This window comes from Streptomyces reniochalinae (genome assembly GCF_003323735.1).
In the GTDB taxonomy this organism is placed as follows: Bacteria; Actinomycetota; Actinomycetes; order Streptomycetales; family Streptomycetaceae; genus Streptomyces; species Streptomyces reniochalinae.
Map to the genome: position 1 here is coordinate 169,221 of NZ_QOIM01000028.1, position 19,211 is coordinate 188,431.

At 73.1% G+C, this 19,211-nt stretch carries 17 protein-coding genes; 7 read left to right on the forward strand and 10 right to left on the reverse strand.

All coding sequences use genetic code 11. The annotated features are described in order from the left end of the window. Positions 1–59: 59 nt before the first annotated feature. Positions 60–245 (reverse strand): hypothetical protein, encoded by a 186-nt coding sequence (locus tag DQ392_RS34040; RefSeq protein ID WP_147266511.1) that lies wholly within the window; start codon positions 243–245, stop codon positions 60–62. 315 nt (positions 246–560) lie between these two features. Here DQ392_RS34040 and DQ392_RS10185 point away from each other — a divergent pair, with 315 nt between their 5' ends. Beyond that, the gene (locus DQ392_RS10185) at positions 561–2,195 is read left to right on the forward strand and encodes a glycosyl hydrolase (RefSeq protein WP_245981306.1); all 1,635 of its coding nucleotides are present in this window, start codon (positions 561–563) and stop codon (positions 2,193–2,195) included. 397 nt (positions 2,196–2,592) lie between these two features. Here DQ392_RS10185 and DQ392_RS10190 read toward each other — a convergent pair whose 3' ends face one another. Beyond that, positions 2,593–3,279 carry an antibiotic biosynthesis monooxygenase gene (locus tag DQ392_RS10190; RefSeq protein ID WP_114015210.1) on the reverse strand — a complete coding sequence of 229 codons (687 nt, stop codon included), beginning with the start codon at positions 3,277–3,279 and terminating at the stop codon, positions 2,593–2,595. A 286-nt stretch (positions 3,280–3,565) separates the two neighbouring features. Next, positions 3,566–4,609, reverse strand: a complete 1,044-nt coding sequence (locus tag DQ392_RS10195) for an NAD(P)-dependent alcohol dehydrogenase (RefSeq protein WP_114015211.1) — start codon at positions 4,607–4,609, stop codon at positions 3,566–3,568. Between the two features lie 97 nt (positions 4,610–4,706). Here DQ392_RS10195 and DQ392_RS10200 point away from each other — a divergent pair, with 97 nt between their 5' ends. From DQ392_RS10200 to DQ392_RS10210, 3 genes are all read left to right on the forward strand, one after another. After that, positions 4,707–5,294 (forward strand): TetR/AcrR family transcriptional regulator, encoded by a 588-nt coding sequence (locus DQ392_RS10200; protein WP_114015212.1) that lies wholly within the window; start codon positions 4,707–4,709, stop codon positions 5,292–5,294. Positions 5,295–5,597: 303 nt separating this feature from the next. Next, positions 5,598–6,476, forward strand: a complete 879-nt coding sequence (locus tag DQ392_RS10205) for a helix-turn-helix domain-containing protein (protein ID WP_114015213.1) — start codon at positions 5,598–5,600, stop codon at positions 6,474–6,476. A 104-nt stretch (positions 6,477–6,580) separates the two neighbouring features. Continuing rightward, the gene (locus DQ392_RS10210) at positions 6,581–6,970 is read left to right on the forward strand and encodes a VOC family protein (RefSeq protein ID WP_114015214.1); all 390 of its coding nucleotides are present in this window, start codon (positions 6,581–6,583) and stop codon (positions 6,968–6,970) included. 92 nt (positions 6,971–7,062) lie between these two features. Here DQ392_RS10210 and DQ392_RS10215 read toward each other — a convergent pair whose 3' ends face one another. The 3 genes from DQ392_RS10215 to DQ392_RS10225 all read right to left on the reverse strand — a co-directional run bounded on the left by DQ392_RS10215 (position 7,063) and on the right by DQ392_RS10225 (position 10,210). Continuing rightward, the gene (locus DQ392_RS10215) at positions 7,063–7,527 is read right to left on the reverse strand and encodes a DUF6314 family protein (protein WP_114015215.1); all 465 of its coding nucleotides are present in this window, start codon (positions 7,525–7,527) and stop codon (positions 7,063–7,065) included. A gap of 173 nt (positions 7,528–7,700) precedes the next feature. Continuing rightward, the gene (locus tag DQ392_RS10220; RefSeq protein ID WP_114015216.1) at positions 7,701–8,585 is read right to left on the reverse strand and encodes a diacylglycerol kinase; all 885 of its coding nucleotides are present in this window, start codon (positions 8,583–8,585) and stop codon (positions 7,701–7,703) included. Next, the gene (locus DQ392_RS10225; protein ID WP_245981308.1) at positions 8,582–10,210 is read right to left on the reverse strand and encodes an FAD-binding oxidoreductase; all 1,629 of its coding nucleotides are present in this window, start codon (positions 10,208–10,210) and stop codon (positions 8,582–8,584) included. Before DQ392_RS10225 ends, DQ392_RS10220 begins: the two co-directional genes overlap by 4 nt. 17 nt (positions 10,211–10,227) lie before the next feature. On the opposite strand from DQ392_RS10225, the gene DQ392_RS10230 reads away from it, so the two are divergent. The 3 genes from DQ392_RS10230 (at position 10,228) to DQ392_RS10240 (ending at position 13,487) form a co-directional block, all read left to right on the forward strand. After that, positions 10,228–10,833: a TetR/AcrR family transcriptional regulator gene (locus DQ392_RS10230; protein ID WP_245981309.1), complete on the forward strand. Its 606-nt coding sequence runs from the start codon at positions 10,228–10,230 to the stop codon at positions 10,831–10,833. Beyond that, positions 10,830–12,383: a glycerol-3-phosphate dehydrogenase/oxidase gene (locus DQ392_RS10235; protein WP_114015218.1), complete on the forward strand. Its 1,554-nt coding sequence runs from the start codon at positions 10,830–10,832 to the stop codon at positions 12,381–12,383. Before DQ392_RS10230 ends, DQ392_RS10235 begins: the two co-directional genes overlap by 4 nt. Positions 12,384–12,650: 267 nt before the next feature. After that, positions 12,651–13,487 (forward strand): hypothetical protein, encoded by an 837-nt coding sequence (locus DQ392_RS10240; RefSeq protein WP_245981310.1) that lies wholly within the window; start codon positions 12,651–12,653, stop codon positions 13,485–13,487. A 236-nt stretch (positions 13,488–13,723) separates the two neighbouring features. On the opposite strand, the gene DQ392_RS10245 is transcribed toward DQ392_RS10240, so the two are convergent. Genes DQ392_RS10245 through DQ392_RS10260 form a run of 4 tightly spaced genes read right to left on the reverse strand, consistent with a single transcriptional unit; the run spans position 13,724 to position 19,105 of the window. Further along, a complete protein-coding gene (locus DQ392_RS10245) occupies positions 13,724–15,991 on the reverse strand; it encodes a 2-dehydropantoate 2-reductase (protein ID WP_114015219.1) in 2,268 nt (755 codons plus the stop codon). Next, positions 15,988–16,812, reverse strand: coding sequence for an SDR family NAD(P)-dependent oxidoreductase (locus tag DQ392_RS10250; protein WP_114015220.1), 825 nt, complete (start codon positions 16,810–16,812; stop codon positions 15,988–15,990). The genes DQ392_RS10245 and DQ392_RS10250 overlap by 4 nt, the downstream gene beginning before the upstream one ends. Next, the gene (locus DQ392_RS10255) at positions 16,812–18,140 is read right to left on the reverse strand and encodes an MFS transporter (protein WP_114015221.1); all 1,329 of its coding nucleotides are present in this window, start codon (positions 18,138–18,140) and stop codon (positions 16,812–16,814) included. The genes DQ392_RS10250 and DQ392_RS10255 overlap by 1 nt, the downstream gene beginning before the upstream one ends. Continuing rightward, on the reverse strand, positions 18,137–19,105 hold the full coding sequence (locus DQ392_RS10260; protein ID WP_114015222.1) for a polysaccharide deacetylase family protein: 969 nt from the start codon (positions 19,103–19,105) through the stop codon (positions 18,137–18,139). Before DQ392_RS10260 ends, DQ392_RS10255 begins: the two co-directional genes overlap by 4 nt. Positions 19,106–19,211 lie beyond the last annotated feature (106 nt).

Sequence of the window (19,211 nt, forward strand, 5' to 3'; positions counted from 1 at the left end):
GCGTGACCCTTGCAGGGCCGTCACCGGCCAGACCGGTGACGGCCCGGAGGGACCCCGGGTCAGGAGGCCACGGTCTCGCCGGGCGGGAAGCGGTCCCAGAGCAGCAGCAGCACGCGGGGGTCGACGTTGCCGCCGCCTGCGCTCTGTGCGGCCTTCACGTCCCGCGCGCCGTAGGCGTCGTCGCCCATGCCGGATGCCCCGTCGATGCCCTCCGGACACCTCAACATCCGACTCGACAACTTCACCGGAGACAGCTCCCTGCGGCCTGCGGTCTTCGAGGCGGACTGGGTCCGCGTCTACGGGCGACGGACGGGCCGGGCGCCCGGCGAACATTCCCCACACGGCCGGACGGCCTCGCCGAACAGCTGCCGCTTGCTGCCGAAGGCGGCGTACGACTGCCCGCCCAGGGGGGCGCAGCCGGCCGCTGGCAACCGTTCGCCTCGCCCCCGTCACCGGACCTGAGCCGGTGCCGCCGCGAGCCGGCGGTGCCTCGGGTGAACCGTCCGCCGCGCGCATCCGTCGTGCGTGAGCAGACAAAACTGACCCGAGAGGCGTGTTCTGTGCGCGAGAGACCACTTTCATCACTTCGATCATTCCGGCCACTTCTGTTCGCTCTTCTGCTGGTTGTCGCTGCCGTCTCGGCCGTCGCCTCGGGAGGGTTCGGAGGAGGGAGTTCCGACAACTCGAAGGACCACGTCACCGAGGCGGCGGCCGCCGGCGACGGCGAGCACACGGTCACCCTGCGGAACCAGACGGGGAGTCGCGTCTGGGTCGGCGCCACGGTCAACGCGGACGGGTCCACTCCGCTCACCGACCTGCCCGTGCTGGACCCGGGGAAGTCGGCCACCATCACCGTTCCCGAGCGCTCGGACGCGGGGCACTGGCGCGGCAAGTTCTTCGCCCGGCAGGGGTGCACAGGGGAGTCCGGCAGCACGTTCCACTGCGCCGTGGGTGACTGCGGGCCGTACGCCGACCGCTGCACCACGGGTGAGCAGCCCGTCAGTCTCGCGGAGTTCAACTTCGACCCCGCGGACACGGCGGCGCCCTGGTACAACGTCAGCTACGTCAACGCCGTCTCGGCAGCCGTCACGATCACTCCCGACGGAGCGACCCCGCCCGAGAACGGCGGGCAGTGCTCCTCGGTGGGCTGCCCCGTCGATCTGCTGTCCCACTGCCCGCCCGAGAACCTGACCAAGGACAAGCAATCGGGCAAGCCGCTGGTGTGCGTCAACCCGAACCGCGACGCGAAGACGGCCTACAGCGAAGCGCTCACCAAGCAGTGCCCGACGGCGTACGCGTGGTCCAAGCACGACGCCGAGCAGGGCAACCAGGTCGTGCGCCAGTGCAGCGAATGCAAGGGCATGACCGTCACCTTCCACGGCTCCGGCGGCTCCGAGAAGCCCGGCACCGACCCCGGGGAGAGGCCCGGGCACGGCGACGACCCCGGCTCCGGTGACCATCCCGCGGCGGGACATGCCAGGGGCGTGGCGCTCAACCCCGTCGACGGTGCCGCGCAGGCGCTGGACGACTCCAACGCGTCCTGGTTCCACAACTGGACCTCTTCGAGCGCCGGAGTCGCCAAGCCGAAGGGCGTCGAGTACGTCCCGACGATCTGGGGCGCCGGCTCGGTCACCGACGCCGAGCTGGACAAGGCGAAGAAGGAGGGCAAGAACCTCCTGACCTTCAACGAGCCCGACCTGCCGCAGCAGGCCGACATGACACCTGAGCAGGCCCTCGACCTGTGGCCCCGCCTGGAGAAGACCGGCCTGAACCTGGGCGCCCCGGCGGTCGCCGTCAACGCCGACAAGCCCGGCAGCTGGCTGGACCGCTTCATGAAGGGAGCTCAGGAGCGCGGCCTGCGGGTGGACTTCATCCCGGTGCACTGGTACGGCTCCGACTTCGGGCCGGACGCCGCCAATCAGCTGGCCGGCTACCTCAAGCGCGTCCACGACCGGTACAAGAAGCCCGTCTGGCTGACCGAATACGCTCTCATCGACTTCACCAAGGACGCCCCCCGCTACCCCAGCCAGGAGGAGCAGGACGCCTTCATCACGTCCTCGACGAAGATGCTGGAGGGGCTGGACTTCGTGAAGCGCTACGCCTGGTTCGCCCTGTCGACCGAGACCAGCCCGACCGGCCTCTACAACGGCACCAACGCGAAGGGAGGCGCGAAGATCTACCGCGACGCCGGCTGAACGTCCGCGCCGACGAGGCGCGCCGACGCGCTGAACTGACGCGCCGACGCGGTGATCCGGCACGCTGACGCGGTGAACGGCACGCGGGACCGGGTCCCGCGTGCCGTCTCCCGTCTCCGGCCTCCCGCTTCCGGCCCTGGCGGCACCGGCACGAGAGGGGCACACCGTGCGGAGGGTTCGTCGCACGCCGGTTGAGGCTTCGCGCGCCTTCTCCGCTCCGCAGTTTGTTGTTCGGCCTGCGTGCCCGCACTCGTACGGTGCTGAGTCAGGTGCTCCGGCGATCGCCGACCGCGACGGACTGCATGTCGGGGCGATGGAAGAGATGCACAAAGTATCGCAACCACACAGGCAGCGTGCAGATGCTTACCAGCACTACAGGGCGCCTCGCCCCCCTCTCTCACGACCGAGTGGTCGGAGCGAGACGCAGCAGTGGGCGGAAGCGTTGAAAGGACGTGCTGAGCAGGCCCGGGTAGGCGTGAACTCGCTGCCACTGCGCGTTGGCTTCCAACTCAGCTGGACGCTTCTCGATAGCCTGGCGATGCGCGTCGGCGGAGATCCACAACGCGTAGTTGAACACCTTGGTTCCGTCCGGGCTCACGTAGAAGTGGGCTGAGAGGAGTCCCTTGGCCGGCGGTGTGCCGGCGCTGCTCTCGAACATCGCATCCACCAGCCGGTTCGCCCGCTCAGCGTCGGGGCCGTCAAAGATCCGGGTGACCAGCACGGCGCACGCTGCCTCGGCCGCCGGGCCGTAGGCGGGCGTGCTGCGCCGCAGCACGCCCGCGGTGACGCCGGTCCTCTCGATTCCGGGCACGGCCGCGTCCACCTGCTGTTTCCACGTCAGGTCCTGAGCCGGAACGTCGTCCAGGTCGTCCACCTGGGAGAAGTGCAGCAGCGTGGTGCCGTCGTCAGCAGCCAGAACCGCGTACGAGCGCAGACCAGGGCCCGGCCAGGGTCTGCCGCGCCAGGCATCGGCGATCGCCTCCGCGACGACATGCTGGCGCTGCGGCGTGCCCACCTGCCAGCAACCGAACACCGCCGCTGCCGTGGAGACCGGACCGAGTGCGGATTCGATACCTGACCTCATCAGCAACCTCCTGTTGTCCCGAACGTTGACGAGCGGTGCCCACAGGCGGCGACCACCAGCCAAAGCCTCCCACGGTGGAGCCCGACCGGTGGGTGCACGACGTTCGCGGTGACGCCGAGACCTCACCAAAAGAGCCGAGGTCTCCCCCGGAGGTCTCAGGCCGACGATGCGTCCCCACGTCGCTCTACGCTCGCGATGGCCCCGAGCCGGCTCGCCGATCAGCAGCGGGGCGGGCCCCAGGATGCCGACCGCACCCGGACACCGCTCAGCGATCGGGCACGGGCGCTCACCTCAGGTCGGACATGTCGAGCACGAAGCGGTAGCGGACATCGCCTCGGCGGAGGCGGTCGAGGGCTTCGTTCACCCTTTCCGACGGGAGCAGTTCGATGTCGGCGGTGATGCCGTTGGCGGCGCAGAAGTCCAGCATGGCCGCGGTCGCGGGGCAGCCTCCGGAGCCTGCTGAGCTGAGTTTCTTGCGCCCGATGAGCAGGTCGAGGGTCTCCACCGTGACGGGTCCGAGATGCCCGAGGTGGCTGAGCGTGCCGTCCAGGGCGACCAGGCGCAGATACGGGCCCAGGTCGTGTGGCGCGGAGATGGTGTCGATGACGACGTCGAAGCCGTCCCTGGCCCCGGCCATGGCCTCCGGGTCGGTGGACACGATCAGTCCGTGGGCGCCGAGGCGACGCGCGTCGTCGGCCTTGTCGGGCGAGCGGCTGATGACCGATGTCGTGGCGCCGAGTGCCACGGCCATCTTGACCGCGAGATGCCCCAGACCGCCCAGTCCCGCTACGCCGACGCGGCTGCCGGGGCCCACGCCCAGGGCGTGCAGAGGTTCCCAGACGGTGACCCCAGCGCACAGCAGGGGAGCGGCCGCGGCAGGGTCCAGGCCCGAGGGGAGCGGGTGCGCGAACCTGTCGCGCACGACGTATTCCCGGGAGTACCCGCCCAGCGTGGTCGAGCCGTCGTGCCGGTCGGTTCCGCCGTAGGTGAGGGTCGGGAAGGCGTGGCAGAAGTTCTCCTGGCCGGCCAGGCACATGGGGCACTCGCCGCACGCGTCGACGATGTTGCCGACCGCGACCCGGTCGCCGCGGGACAAGCCGGTGACCGCGGTACCGGTCTCGGTCACCACGCCGGTGAACTCGTGTCCCGGCACCAGCGGGCGCCCGGCTGCGTCGTCGTGGTCGCGGAGGGCGTGCAGGTCGGTGTGGCAGACGCCGCAGTAGTCGATCCGCACCGCGACGTCGTCGGGGCGCAGTTCGCGACGCTCCAGCGCGGCGCGTCGCAGTGTCGCCGGGCTGCCCGTCGCCTGCCATCCGCTCGTTGTTCGCACAGTGCCTCCCGTATAAACAGACTGTTCGGTCTGTTTGACCATAGGCGCACTCTCCGTGCCAGGCAAACCAACTGTTCTGTCTGATAGCGTCCCCGGCATGGCGGATCAGCCCCTGACCTCGCGCGGAGCCGCGACCTACCAGCGCATCCTCGACGTGGCGACCCAGGAGTTCGCCCAGCACGGGATCGCCGGAGCGCGCATCGAGCGGATCGTGTCCGCCGCGCGCACCAACAAGGCTCAGCTGTACGCCTACTTCGGCAACAAGGAGAAGCTCTTCGACGCGATCTTCTTCGGCTCGCTGGAGCGGATCACGAACGTCGTGCCGATCGACGCCGACGACCTCGCGGACTGGGCCGTCCGCCTCTACGACGAGTATCTCCGCCGCCCCGACCTGATCCGGCTGGCCACGTGGGCGCGCCTGGAGCGCAGGCCGGTCGGCCACCTCGTCGAGGACCACGACCGCCTCGACGACCGCAAACTGGGTGCCATCGCCGAAGCCCAGGCCGCAGGGCGGGTGCGCCAGGGAGACCCGTTCGACGTGATGGCCATGGTCATCGCCATGTCGATGGCCTGGTCGCCGGTCAGCAACGTCTACGCGGCAACGGACGACGAGCCCGCGGACGTCCACGACCAACGCCGCGCCCTGCTCCGCGAAAGCGTCCGCCGCGCTGTCGCCGCCGAGTGACGGAAGCGCCGGGATGCCGCCTGCCGTGGGTGCGGGAGCGCCGGGGTGTCGCCGGCGGATGACGGGAGACGGGGAAATGCCCGACGGCCGTCCGGAGGAGAGGCTGGAGGGGAGAGGGCGGCGGGAGGTGCCTCGCCCGGTGGCGACGTGTGTGAGGATCACCGTCATGGGTTTCTGCGCCGGCAGCCACCGCGTCCTCGGAGGCCGAGAAACAGGCGGCTGCCGTCCGCCGAGTACCTACGGCGGCACGGGTGCGCCACCACCCGCCACCCGCCGCGGGTCGCCCGATGAGAGGAAGGCCCCGTGACGAGACGGGATTCTCCTCTGCGGCCGTTCGTCGCCACGCTTGTTCCCTACGATCTCGGTCCTGGCCCCGTGGGCGTGCATCGCGGGCTTCCCTCCACCACACTGTCGCTCACCCTTCCCGAGGCCGATCCCGTCGAGATCGGGTGGCTCGCACACCCCTCATCGCGCCGCCGCCATCGGGCCGCCGTGGCCGGCCTGCACCTCGATCCGGCGCAGATACGGCAGAGCGGATGCACCCGGGGGGTGTACCTCGCGCTCACCCCGCTGGGCGCCGCCGCCCTGCTGGGCGTTCCGGCGTCCGCTCTGGCCGGGCATGTCGCCGATCTCGCCGACGTCGTGCCCGCGCTGGCGGACCTGCCGGAGCGGCTGGCAGCCTGCCGGACCTGGCCGCAGCGTCGCACGCTGGTCGAACGCTCCCTGCTCGCAGGGCTGGGCAGGCACGGAGAACGTGGGGACGCCCCGGAACTGCGGGCCATGCTCGCGGCTCTGTCCCGCACCCCTCGGGTGCACGAGGCAGCTCAGCTGCTCGGATGTTCCAGGCGGCACCTGAGCGGCAGGGTGCGCACGGAAGTTGGGGTGACAGCGAAGGAGTACCAGCGACTGGTCCGCTTCGCGTCGGCCCGGAGCAGACTCGCGGCCGCCGGCACCCCGCAGGCCGCCTTGGCGGACGTGGCCGCCGCGTCGGGGTTCGCCGACCAGGCCCACCTGTCCCGGGAGTGGCGGGCCATGGCCGGGTGCACGCCCACCGGGTGGCTGCGCGCCGAGGGCCCGGCGACCCGAGGCTCGGCGGCCCGAAGCCCGGTGGTCCGGGGCCCGGTGGCCCGGGGTCCGCGGGTTCGCGAGGTGCCGTCCGGCGAGGAGACCGCGGTCGGCTGATTTCCGGTTCGGACCGGGCCGGACCGGGCCGGACCGGGCCGGGTCGGGCCGGGTCGTTCCCGAATGTTCAAGACTCCGCCGCCACCCGGCCGCAGGATCGGAGCATGACGAAGCCGCAGATCCTCCCTCGCCTGATCGTGTCGGAACCCGACCGCGCCTCGGCGTACTACCGGGATTTCCTCGGCGCCGAGGAAGTGTTCCGTGCCCTGGGTGACGACGGTCGGCCCACCGTCGTCGAGCACCTCCTCGGTGCCACGTCCTTCCGGGTCTCACCCGCCGTCCCGGCGTGGGGATGGCTGTCCCCGGACGACCTGGGAGGCTCCCCGGTCCTGTTGGAGATCGAAGTCGACGACCCGGACGAGACCGGCGCACGGATGACGGACAACGGCGCCGAGACGGTCGTCCCGATCGAGAACCGGCCCTACGGCAAGCGCTCGGGCCGCATCCGTGACCCCTTCGGGCACCTGTGGATCGTCACGGGCGAGCCGCGTTGAGCCAGCGCCACCGCCCTGGCCGCCCGGAGGCTCGTCCGGTGCGGCGAAGCACCTGCCTCCGGCGCGGTCCGGCGCCCGGTCTCCGAACCGGATCAGCTTACGGGTGGGCCCTGGGCGGGGGATCGCCGGTAGACGGAGGCGAGCAACTGCTCCTTGGCCGGGCCGTGGACCGCCCAGCGCAGCCGCCACTCGTCGGGGGAGACCACCGTGTAGTCCCCCTCGTACAGGTCGGCGCCGCACTGGTGCGACACGGTGCAATGCCCGCTGCTCAGATCGAGAGAGTGGAAGTGCCGGCCGTCCGTGAAGGTGACCTCGGCGCTGCCGTCCGCACCGGGCACCAGCCGCAGCGTTCGCCCGGCCTCGCGCCGGGCCCCGCCCCACTCCAGCGTGCCCTCCTCCACGTGCAGCCACCCGGAGTCCGTACCGGGCTCAAACCTCGCCCGACCGGTGAACCAGCCGCTGTGCCCGTTCCGTTCATCGCGCAGCTCGCGGCGCACGGTCCACTCTCCGGCCAGGTAGGAGAGGACTTCGGCGGCGGGGTGCGGTGCGTCGTCCATGCCAGCAGTGTCGCAGGCCGGGTGCGGGACCCCTGAGGCGCGCCGACTGCCGCGGGTGGCGGCCGGACGCCGGCAGGCGGAGTGCCGCGCACCACGTCCCGGCGGACGCCGGCTGACCCGGGCTCGGCCGGGGACCGGGGGCCGCCGGACCGGCGGCCCCCCGGCCCCCGGTTCTACTCCGGCACCAGCACCGACACCGCGTGCGGCACGCAGTCGACCGCCAGCGGCAGGTCCGAGATGAACTCCCCGTCCGCGTAGGCGAACACGTCGGGCGCGGCCAGCTCCACGTGGCGGGCGCGGTAGGTGCGCACCTTCGGGTGGGTGACGTGGGAGCCGCTGTAGAACCGTGGCAGCGTGGTCATCAGCCGTACGGCGGGTGCGCTCTCCACGACGGTGACGGCCAGTTCCCCGTCGTCCGGTACCGCGTCGGGGCACACCTTCATGCCGCTGCCGTAGTAACAGGTGTTGCCGACGGCGACGAGCGTGGCGTCGAGCGCCAGCTCCTTCTCGTCGAGCCGCAGCCGGAAGGGGAGTGGGCGCAGCCTGGCGAGTTCGACGAAGGTGGCGACGGTGTAGCGGGCACCGCCGCGAGGCCGGCGCAGCGCGTTGGCCCGCCGGGTGACCAGGGCGTCGAAGCCCGAGGCCAGGACGGTGCCGAACCAGCGGTCTCCGCATCGCGCGAGGTCCACGGCGCGCCGGGTGCCGTCGGTGATCAGGCGCGCGGCGGCGGCAGGGTCCCGGCGCGGTATGCCCAGGGCGCGGGCGAAGTCGTTGCCCGTGCCCGCCGGGACCACCGCAAGCGGCACCCCGGAGCCGGCGACGGCCTGGAGCCCCAGGTGTACCAGGCCGTCACCGCCGACGACGGTGAGGACGTCGGTGCCGGCGGCGAGGTGGTCGCGGGTGCGCTCCAGGGTGTCGGCGGGATCGCTGCCCGAGACGAGTGTCGCGTCCCATCCGGCCCGCGCCAGGTGGCGCAGGGCCACCTCCGCGTTCTTGGCCGAACTTCCGGTCAGTGAGGCCGGGTTGACGAGTACGGCTGTGCTCGGTCGGGGGGTCATGAGGCCGCGGAGGGCTGGGTGGCGGCCGGCGGGATGAGCTTGCCCGGGTTCATGACGCCCGCGGGGTCCAGCGTCCGCTTGACGGCGGCGAGCACCTCCACACCGAGGGGGCCGACCTCCGCCTCCATCCAGCGACGGTGGTCCTGGCCGACCGCGTGGTGGTGCGTGATCGAGCCCCCGGCTGCGGCGATCGCGTCCCCCGCCGCCGTCTTGGCCGCCCGCCAACGGGACCGCGGTTCCTCGCCCGCGTCCGCGGCGACGGTGAAGTACAGCGAGCCGCCCGACGGGTAGGCGTGGGAGAGGTGGCAGAAGACCACCGGTGTCGACGTGGCTGTCGTCAGGTGTGCGGTCAGCGTGGCGGTCACGGTCTCGCGCAGCGCGGCCAGGCCCGCCCAGGAGGTCGCCGTCTCCAGGGTCTCGGTGAGGACGCCGGTGTCGAGGAGGGCGTCGCGCATGTACGGGCCGGAGAAGCGCGAGCGCCGCCAGGCGGCCGCCACCTCGTCGTCCAGGCGGCTTCCGTCGTGCGCGGTCAGCACCTTGCGCACGGCCTCGCCGCGGCGCGCGACCTCCTCCGGGTCGCCTTCGTGGCTGACGACGGACAGGCAGCCCTCGGGCGCGGCGGAGCCGGCGATGACGGCGTTGACGAACGTCTCCGTCTCGTCCGAGACGCGTATCGCGGTCGGCAGCAGCCCGCGCTGGGCGAGTGCGCGCACCGCGGCGGTGCCCGCCGCGAAGGAGGGGAAGGACCAGGCCTCGTCCCGGCGTTCGGGGGGTGCGCGGCGTACGCGGACCGTCACCTCGGTGAGGACGCCGAGCGTGCCTTCGGAGCCCAGGAAGAGCTGCCGCAGATCAGGACCCGCGGCCGTGGCCGGGGCGCGGCCGAGGTCGAGGGTGCCGCGCGGGGTGGCGACCTTGAGCGCGGTGACCATGGCGTCGAAGCGGCCGTAACCGGCCGAGGACTGGCCCGCGGAGCGGGTGGCGGCGTACCCGCCGATGGTGGCGAACTCGAAGCTCTGCGGGAAGTGGCCCAGGGTGTAGCCCTCGGCTCCGAGGAGTTCCTCGGCCTCGGGGGTGCGCAGGCCCGCCTGGAGGGTAGCGGTGCCGGACTCCTCGTCCAGCTCCACCAGGGCGTCGAGCCGTCGCAGATCGAGGCTGACCAGCGCCGGATGGCCTTCGCGTGCGGGCTCCACACCGCCGACGACGCTGGTGCCACCGCCGAACGGCACGACCGCCACGCCGTGTTCCGCGCAGATCTCCACGAGGGCCTGCACCTGCGCGTGCGTGCCCGGCGTCACCACCGCGTCGGGGGCGTGCCGGGCGTCTCCCTCCCGGCGGCGCAGCAGATCGGGGGTGCTCTTGCCGCCCAGGTGCAGGATCCGGGCCGCGTCGTCGGTGCGCAGGTGCTCCTCGCCGACGACCGCGGTGAGCGCGGCACGCGCCGGCCCGGGCAGCGCGCTGGGCGGCAGCCGCAGCGCCGAGCGCTCCACGCGCGGGGGCGCTGCGGCGCTGACCCCGAGCGTCTCGACGAGGAGCCGCCGCTGGGAGTCCTCCAGTTGACGGGCGTGTGCCGGGTCGCCCCAGGCGTTCCAGGCCATGTCACCGACGCGGCGAGTGGGTCGCTTCATGGCGTACAGTCTTACACGTGACGTCAATTCGTAAAACCTCTGGGCGGAAGAACGAGGACGACATCCTGGACGCCGCACGCGCGTGCGTCGAGGCCTTCGGGGTGCGGCGCACCACGCTCACCGACGTGGCCCGTCGCGCCGGAGTGAGCAGACCGACCGTCTACCGCCACTGGCCCGACATCTCCTCGCTCGTCGGCGACTTGATGACACGGGAACTGAAGGCCCTCTTCGCCGAGGCCGTGGCCGAGGCGACCGAGGCCGACGCACTCGGCCGCATCGTGCACGGCGCCACCGGCACGGTGCGCGCGGTATGGCACCACTCGCTGTTCAGCCGCTTCCTCGACAGCGAGGCGGAACTGCTGGCCACCTACGTCTTCCACCGGCTGGGCTCCAGCCAGCACGCCGCCCTCGACCTGCTGAACGCCCAGATCACCGAGGGGCAGCGCGATGGCTCCGTACGCGCCGGCGAGCCCGCCGAACTGTCCCGCGTCGTCCTGCTGACCGTCCAGTCCATCGGAGCCTCCCGGCGGCTGGTGGAGGACACCCTCACCGAGGACGCCCTCCTCGACTCGCTCGGCCGGCTCCTCACCGGCTACCTGCGTGACTGGAGCGCCGCCGCATGACACGACCGACCGAACACACCACCTCCCTCAACGCCGCGCGGCGCGCCCGCTCCCTGGACTGGCTGGCCACCGGGCCCACCGTCGACCTGCTGGTCGTCGGCGCGGGCGTCACCGGCGCCGGCATCGCGCTCGACGCGGCCTCACGCGGACTCAGCGTCGTCCTCGTCGACCGCCACGACCTGGCCTTCGGCACCAGCCGTTGGAGCTCGAAGCTGGCACACGGCGGACTGCGCTACCTGGCCAGTGGAGACGTGGGCATCGCCTACGAGTCGGCACGCGAACGCGGCATCCTGATGAGCAGGACCGCCCCCCACCTCGTCCGTGCCCTGCCCATGGTGCTCCCGCTGCACCCGCACACCTCCCCCGCCCGTGCCCTGTGGACCCGCGCCGGCTTCCTCGCCGGGGACGCCCTGCGCGTCGGCGCCAGGGTCGGCGCCCGCACCCTGCCGCCTTCGCGGCGCATACCCGCGCCACTCACCCTCGCGCTGGCCCCGGCCGTGCGCGCTGACGGCCTGCGCGGCGGCCAGCTGTCCTTCGACGGGCAGCTCACCGACGACGCGCGACTCGTCGTGGCCCTCGCCCGCACCGCCGCGGGCCACGGGGCGCACGTCCTCACCCGGTGCGGTGCCCAGCACCTCACCGGCGACGGCGCCGAACTGCGCGACGAACTCACCGGCGCCCGCGTGCAGGTACGGGCCCGGAGTGTCGTCAACGCGGCCGGCGTCTGGGCCGGAACGCTGGTGCCCGACGTCACCCTGCGGCCCAGCCGCGGCACGCACGTCGTCCTGCCCGCGGCACGCCTGGGCAACCCCCGCGCCGCGCTGACGGTCCCGGTGCCGGGGGAGTCCAGCAGGTTCGTCTTCGCCCTTCCGCAGGGAGACGGCCGCGTCTACGCCGGCCTCACCGACGAGCCCGTCGCAACCGTTCCCGACATACCGCAGGCACCGGAAGAGGACATCGACTTCCTCCTGCGCACGCTCTCCGGCGCGCTGGCCACCCCGTTGGAGAGGACGGACGTCATCGGCGCCTTCGCCGGGCTCCGGCCCCTGCTGGAGACCACCGGGACGGCACGCACCGCCGACCTCTCGCGCCGCCACGCCGTCCTCACCTCACCGGACGGCGTCATCACCGCGGTCGGGGGAAAACTCACCGCGTACCGGGCGATGGCCGAGGACGCGGTCGACGCCGCCGTCGCGCGCGCCGGGCTCGACGCGGGACCCTGCCGCACCCAGGCCCTCGCCCTCGTCGGCGCGGGCACAGCGCCCACCGCCGCCCGCGAGGTCCCGGCCCGGCTGCGCGCCCGGTACGGCAGCGAGAGCGCGGCCGTCGTCGCGCAGGCGAACGGCGACCCGGACCTGCTGGAACCCGTGGCGGCCGGGGTCACCGCGGCGGAACTCCGCTTCGCCGCCCGGCACGAGGGCGCCCTCGACGAGTCCGACCTCCTCGACCGCCGCACCCGCATCGGCCTCGTCGCGGCCGACCGCGACCGCGCGCTGGCGGCGGCACGCGAGGCACTGGTCTCGGCGGAAGCGGTCACAAGCACCGGCTGACGGGCCGCCCGGCCGGCCGGGGCGGCGGTCTGCGAACCCTCAGCGTTCCCCGGAAGGAACGTATGACGCGCTCGGAAACCGAAGGTGGATTGCCAGGCGATGCTCGCTCCTGAGGCCGTCTCTAAGGCGACTCGGTCCCCGGCCCGGGAGAAGCGCACCCGAGGATGCCCGCCGGCGCGACTCCGCTTCGGGCACCTCGTCTGCGGCGGCGGCACCGGGGCGGCCGGCCGTTTGGCGACGAGCGGTCCCGGGTCCGACACTGATCCCATGGCCAGGGCGACGAGGGAACCACTGCCCGGCGGCGGACTCGTCCTCACCATGCCCGAGGACGGGCCCCGTCGGCCCCCGCTGCGCTTCGAGCGGGCGACGGACCGCCGCTGGGCCCTGCGGCAGGGCGAACGGCCGCTGATCAGGGCCCGCTCCGAGGGCGACGGCTGCTGTCGCGACCTGCGCCTGCGCCGGTTGCCTGGATACCGCTCACCGCTGCCGCACCTGTCTGCCGCGAGGATGCGGACCGCACCCGACTGGCCACACCTGTACGCGCGGTGGCTGGAGGACACGGGGCACGGCCCACTCCACCGCGGGCGCTGGCTGGTCAACCGGCGCACCAGCTTCACCCCGGGTATCTGGGACTGCGACCTCGTCCAGGACTGGCCCGAGGCCGCCCTCGAACTGCTCTGCGGCGGCGGCTGGCACGGCGTCCTGCCGCTGCGGCCGCTCCCGGCGCCTGACGCCGCACGCGTGAAGGCGTACCGCAAGCACGCCCGCGAGGGAACCCTCGCCCCCGTCCTGCTGTGGTGGGTGTCCTTCCTGGACGGCTGGCTGCTCCTCGACGGCCACGACCGGGCCGCGGCCGCCCTGGCGGAGGGCGCGCCGCCGGAGTGCGTCGAGCTGGTCCGCGTAGCCGACGACGCCCACTGGCGGGCGACCGCAGCCAAGATCACCGAGGCGCACGAGGAGCGGGCGGCGCGACTGGCCGCGAGCCCGGCGGGTCCGCGCACCGCACACCACCGGCAGGCGCTGGACAGGGGCTACGCCGAGGTGATCTCCGGTCTGCCGTACGACGCGGACGCCACCCCGGTCTTCGAGCCCGCCCGCGAGTGACGCGCTCGGACGGTCTGCGCGCAGGCCGCCGCCTGGTCGCAGAGCGGTCCGTCCGTGCGGGAGCACGTCGTCTCGCAGCCGCCGCAGGGCGACGCCGGAGGCGACGGGGTGGGCGGCAAGGAGGGAACATGCCCGCACAGGCGTCGCGCCGCAACGTCGTGGCCGCGGCCGGGGGGACTCGCCGCCGCGGGTGTGAGCGGGACCTCTCTGGCCTGCCCTGCCGCAACCGTGCCCGGTCAGTCCCGCGCCAGGGACGTCAGCACGAGCGCCGTCAGAGCGGCGCGTTCGACCATGCCCCGCACCGAGGTGTTCTCCGAGCGGGCGTGTGCCCCTGATCCGGTCGCGCCGATACCGTCGAGCACCGGGACGCCCGCGGCGACGACGAAGTTCCCGTCGCTGGCGCCGCCGACCGAGGTCTCCCGCAGGTCGAGACCGAGGAGTGCCGCACAGCCCTTGGCGAGGTCCGCCAGCTCAGCGACCTGTGCGGTCCGCTCGAATACCGGGCGGTTCCAGCCTCCCGTGACCTCGATCCGGGTACGCGCGTCGAGGGGGCGCAACGTCGCCAGCGCGGCGTCGATCCGCTCCTGCTCGGCGGCGGAGGCCACCCGGATGTCGAGTCGCGCCACCGCGCGCCCGGCGGTCACGTTGCTGCGGGTGCCGCCCTCGACCACCCCCACGTTCAGGGAGGTACCGGCGGCGGTGTCCCGCAGCGCGGCCAGCGCGAGTATCTGGTGTGCCAGCTCCTCCACGGCGCTCGCTCCCGCCGCCGGGTCGAGTCCGGCGTGCGCCTCCACCCCCGACACCGTGACGGTGAACAGCCCGACGCCCTTGCGCGCGGTCTTGATCGCGCCGTCGGCCGCCGCTTCGAAGACGAGCGCCAGGCGGCTGCGCCGCGCCTCCTCGACGATGGCCTCGTGCGAGGCGAGGCTGCCGGTCTCCTCGTCACCGTTCAGCATGAGGGTGCAGGCGGGGCGGGGGAGGCCGAGCGAGTCGAGGGCGCGCAGCGCCCACACCGCCTGGACGAGTCCGGCCTTCATGTCGAAGACACCGGGGCCGGTCAGGCGGTCACCGTCGCGCCGGAACGGCCAGGTGTCCAGGGTGCCGGTGGGCCACACCGTGTCGTAGTGGCCCAGAAGCAGGACAGGCGGTGCGCTGTCCGGCGCGCCCTCGGTCGCCGGACAACGCCGGACGAGCACGTCCCCGGCCTCCTCGCGCGGCAGCACCTCCTCGGTCGCGGGCCCGCCCAGGGACCGGTCGAGCCACTCCCGCAGCCAGAGCAGGCAGGAGTCGAGGGCGGCCGGGTCGTCGCTGGCACTGCCCTGGGAGGTGTAGGCGTCGAGGTCGTCCACCATGTCCTCACGGTGGTGCTCCAGCCAGTCCCGTACCGCCGCCGCCCGGTCGGGCTCCGGGCCGGTGGCCGCCGCGGGGGTGGTGGCGGGCGCCGCTCGGCGCGGGGCGGCCAAGTCCGCCGGCGCAGCGGCCAGACGGTCCAACCGCTCCAGATGGTCCTCCGCCATCCGCTCCGGGGCGCCCTCCAGCGTGCGCAGGCCGTCCAGCACGGCGCGCAGCACCGGGGTGGGCACACCCTCGCGGTCGGCGTGGGCGAAGACGTCCGCGTAGTGGGAGGTCACCTCGACAGGGCGGTGGCGTACCGCCAGGTCACGCCAGATACCGCTGCGGTCCTTGGTCTGGGTCCGGAGCCAGGCGATGAGGCGGTCGGTGGCGGCGGTGCGGGCGGTGGGGTCCGCTGTGCGCCGGAAGGCCGCGGGAGCGAACGCGTCGAAGGGCTCCAGCGCGACGCCGAGCCGGTCGGCGACGTCGTAGACCTCGGCAGCGAGGGCGTACATCGCGGGCCTGTGCCGGTCGATGAGGTCGGCCATCGGGGCGTCGGCGAGCGCGGTGGCGGCGAGCATCGCGCCGAAACCGGCCTTCGCCCACAGGTACCCCTCGACGTTGTCGCTGGCCCTGGCTGGCCCCCAGCTGTGCAGATCGGTGACGATCTCCCGCACGCGCCGGCTGACGGGCGCGCCGTTCGGTTCGCCCACCACCAGCGCGCCGGCGCCGCCGTCCAGCACCACGCCGGGTTCGACCACGTCGGCGAAGATGTTCACGAAAGCCGCGACGGTGCGCCGGGCGCCGACGTACCCGGCGATCACGGCCTCGTTGAAACCGTTCTGGAGCGAGACGACGCAGCCGTCCACCGCCAGCCGGGGCGCGATCCACTCCATGGCGTCCCGCGTGGCCTGGGCCTTGACCGCCAGCAGCACGCGGCCCAGCGGCCCGTCGTGCTCCTCGGGTGTCAGGGCCGTCACCCGCGCGCTCGTGCGTTCCTGACCGCGTGCGACGGTCAGTCCACGGGAGCGGATCGCCGCCACCTGGGCGCGGTCGGTGTCGACGACCGTGACCGCGTGTCCTGCGCGCGCCAGGGCGAAGGCGAGGGTGCCGCCGATCGCTCCCGCGCCGACGACCGTGTACCCGGCCGGGGTCTGCTCTTCGCTGCTCATCGGCTCTGTCCTTCGGTGCTTTCGGGTGCGGGGCGGCTCGGGGGTGCGGGCGGTTGCGCGGGCGCTTCGGGAGGCCAGATCCGGGGCAGATGGAGGGCCCCGGTGCTGGAGCCGCCGTCGACGCGCAGGATTTCGCCGGTGACCCAGGAGGCGTCGGGCCCGGCGATCCAGCGGACGGCTCGGGCGATGTCCCCTGGTGTGCCGGGGCGTCCCAGCGGGTTGCCGCCGATGGCGGCCGCGTACTCCTCGGAGACGGGGTTGCAGTCGCTGTCGACCGGGACGAAGCCGGGGCTGACGGCGTTGACGCGGATGCCGTGCGCCCCCAGTTCGAGGGCCGCGGCGCGGGTGGCCATCTCCAGCGCGGCCTTCGACGCGGCGTACGGCCCGCCCCCCGGCCGGCTGCGCAGCGCGGACCCCGAGGAGATGTTGACGACGGATCCGTGCCTGGCGGCCTCCATGGCCAGCCGCGCGTAGGCGGCGGTCGCCAGCACGGGGGCCCGCAGATTGACGGCGAGGAGCCCGTCCCAGGCTTCGGCACGGAGGTCGGCCATGTCGAGCGAGGGATAGCGTCCCGCGGCGTTGACGAGGACGTCGACGGGGCCGCGTTCCGCCCAGGCGCGCTCCACCGCGGCGGCGGGCTGGTCGGGTTCCGTGAGATCGGCGGCGTGGGCGACGGCACCGTCACCGAGGCGCGCGGACGTCCTCTCCAGCGCTGCCCGGTCCCGGTCGGTCAGGGTGAGGAGCGCGCCGTGCGCGGCGAACTCCTCGGCGATCGCCGCGCCGATACCCCCCGCCGCACCGGTGATCAGTACGTGGCTCATCAGCGGAACCCCTTGTCCTTGGTCTCGGGCATCGTGAGGTAGACGACCAGGGAGATCAGCGAGGCGGCCGAGACGTAGACCCACAGCAGATCGCTGAGGCCGCTCTCGTGCAGCCAGGTCGTCACGTACGGCGCCGTCCCGCCGAAGAGTGCGACGGCCAGCGCGTACGGCAGCGCGATGCCGGTGGCTCGCACCTCCGCGGGGAACTGTTCGGCCATGATCACGGCGCAGTTGGCCGAGTACCCGAGGATCAGCAGCATTCCGACGAGCTGGACGAGGAAGAGGCTCAGGAAGTTGTCGCGGAGCAGATGCAGCAGCGGCCAGGCCAGGACGACGAAACCGCCGGCGAACGCGACGAGTGTCGGCTTGCGGCCCACGCGGTCGGACAGCAGACCCGCGAACGGCAGGGCGACCACGAAGACGATCAGGCACAGGGTCTGGGACAGCAGCGCGGTGCTCAGCGGGATGCCGGTGGTCAGGTTGGCGTAGGTGGGCAGGTAGTTGACCCAGATGTAGTAGGTCAGAGTGCCGGCGACGGTGATACCGGCGACGCGCAGCGCCGCGGCGGGATGGTCGACGAACATCGCCTTGATGGGGTTGCGGCGCGTGCGGCCCGCCCCCCGTGCTTCGGTGAAGGACTCGGTGTCCTCGACCGAGACCCGCAGCCACAGGCCGATCAGCCCCAGCAGCCCGCCTGCGACGAACGCGAGGCGCCAACCCCAGGAGTGCAGCGCGCCGTCGCTGAGGAGCGAGGTGGCCACCGTGCCGAGCAGCGAGGCGATCAGGACGCCGCCCGCGACCGACACCTGCTGCCACGATCCGGCGAAGGCGCGGCGCCCCCGGGCGGCCGACTCGACGAGGAACGCCGAGGAGGAGCCGAACTCCCCTCCGGCCGAGAAGCCCTGGACGAGCCGGGCCAGCAGCAGGATCACCGGGGAGAGGAACCCGATGGTCCCGTAGGAGGGGGTGAGCGCGATGACGAAGGCGGCCGAGGCCATCAGGCCGACCGTGAGTGTCAGGCCCTTCTTGCGGCCGTGCCGGTCGGCGTAGGAACCGAGTACGGCCGCGCCGATGGGCCGCATGACGAAGCCGACGGCGAAGACGGCGAGGGTGGACAGCAGGGCGACGGCCTCGTTCCCCCGGGGAAAGAACTCGTCCGCGATGATCTTGACGAAGATGGAGTACAGGGCCCAGTCGACCCACTCGACGGTGTTGCCGATGGTCCCGGCGACGATGGCCTTGCGCTGAGCGGGGCTCAGCCGGTGGTGCGCGGTGGCGGCGGCGCCCGTCGCGGGCGCCGCGGCGGGCGGCGGGCCGGTGTGGCTCACGGGGTGGCCTCCGGGTGGTCGGGGCGGGTGTCGTGCGCACCGGCGGAGTCCGGTGGCGTGCGCAGCACGGCGCGGGAGGCTTCGGCGACCTGGGCGTGCGTCGCGTACCAGACCCCGGTATGGGCCGCGATGTGGTCCAGCAGCTCCCGCAGCGCGACGAGACGCGAGCGGTGTCCGATCACGTGCGGGTGCAGAGTGAGCTGGAAGACGCCGCCCGCACGGTAGGCGGCGTCGAACTCGTCGACCCAGATCTCGCGCACGTCGCGTGGGCGGCTGTGCGGGCGCACGGACCCGTAGCGGTCCATCGTGAAGTACGGGGCGTCGTCGCGGATCCAGTCGACCGGGATCTCGACGAGGCCCGTGGGCCGCCCCTTGGCGAGGACCTCGTACGGCTCGTCGTCCGCCATCAGGGAGGAGTCGTAGGAGAAGCCGAGCTCCAGCATGATGCGCAGCGTCGAGTCCGAGAAGTCCCAGGAGGGCGTGCGGATACCGGTGGGCCGCTGCCCGGTGAGCTCCGTGAGCGTCTCCAGGGCGCGGGCGGTCAGTTCCCGCTCGTCGTCGTGGCCCAGTAGCGTGTTGCGCTCGTGTATCCAGCCGTGGACGGCGAGCTCGTGACCGTCGCGCGTGTAGGCCCGCGCCTCGTCGGGGTGTAGACGCGCGGAGACGGCGGGCATGAAGAAGGTGGCGGGCACCTGGTGGCGGGCGAGAAGTTCCAGGATGCGCGGAGCACCGGCCCGCGCCCCGTACTCGCCCTGTGCCAGCCGCCCCGGGCTCGTCTCCCCGTCGCGCAGCGGAATCGTCTCGTGGTCGGAGTCGAAGGAGAGGGCGACGGCCACGCGGGCGCCGCCGGGCCAGCGCGCGGGAACCAGGCGGCGCCCGGCACGGACGGCTTCGACATGGCCGCGCCAGGTCTCCTCCGGCCAGCGCCAGCTCGGCGTCGGCTCACCGGTGTCGGATGTGGGCATGACGGATCTCCACAGCGGTTCGGGGACGGGTTGCGGAAACGGAGGTGGGGTTCGGGGACGGGGCCCCGGGTCTCGGCTCGGTGAAAGCCGCCCGCGCGACCGTGCG

Excerpts from the sequence above, each read along its gene's own strand:
- DQ392_RS10190 (WP_114015210.1), bottom strand. The coding sequence starts at position 3,279 with ATGAGGTCAGGTATCGAATCCGCACTCGGTCCGGTCTCCACGGCAGCG.
- DQ392_RS10200 (WP_114015212.1), top strand. The coding sequence starts at position 4,707 with ATGGCGGATCAGCCCCTGACCTCGCGCGGAGCCGCGACCTACCAGCGC.
- DQ392_RS10210 (WP_114015214.1), top strand. The coding sequence starts at position 6,581 with ATGACGAAGCCGCAGATCCTCCCTCGCCTGATCGTGTCGGAACCCGAC.
- DQ392_RS10215 (WP_114015215.1), bottom strand. The coding sequence starts at position 7,527 with ATGGACGACGCACCGCACCCCGCCGCCGAAGTCCTCTCCTACCTGGCC.
- DQ392_RS10220 (WP_114015216.1), bottom strand. The coding sequence starts at position 8,585 with ATGACCCCCCGACCGAGCACAGCCGTACTCGTCAACCCGGCCTCACTG.
- DQ392_RS10225 (WP_245981308.1), bottom strand. The coding sequence starts at position 10,210 with ATGAAGCGACCCACTCGCCGCGTCGGTGACATGGCCTGGAACGCCTGG.
- DQ392_RS10235 (WP_114015218.1), top strand. The coding sequence starts at position 10,830 with ATGACACGACCGACCGAACACACCACCTCCCTCAACGCCGCGCGGCGC.
- DQ392_RS10240 (WP_245981310.1), top strand. The coding sequence starts at position 12,651 with ATGGCCAGGGCGACGAGGGAACCACTGCCCGGCGGCGGACTCGTCCTC.
- DQ392_RS10245 (WP_114015219.1), bottom strand. The coding sequence starts at position 15,991 with ATGAGCAGCGAAGAGCAGACCCCGGCCGGGTACACGGTCGTCGGCGCG.
- DQ392_RS10250 (WP_114015220.1), bottom strand. The coding sequence starts at position 16,812 with ATGAGCCACGTACTGATCACCGGTGCGGCGGGGGGTATCGGCGCGGCG.
- DQ392_RS10260 (WP_114015222.1), bottom strand. The coding sequence starts at position 19,105 with ATGCCCACATCCGACACCGGTGAGCCGACGCCGAGCTGGCGCTGGCCG.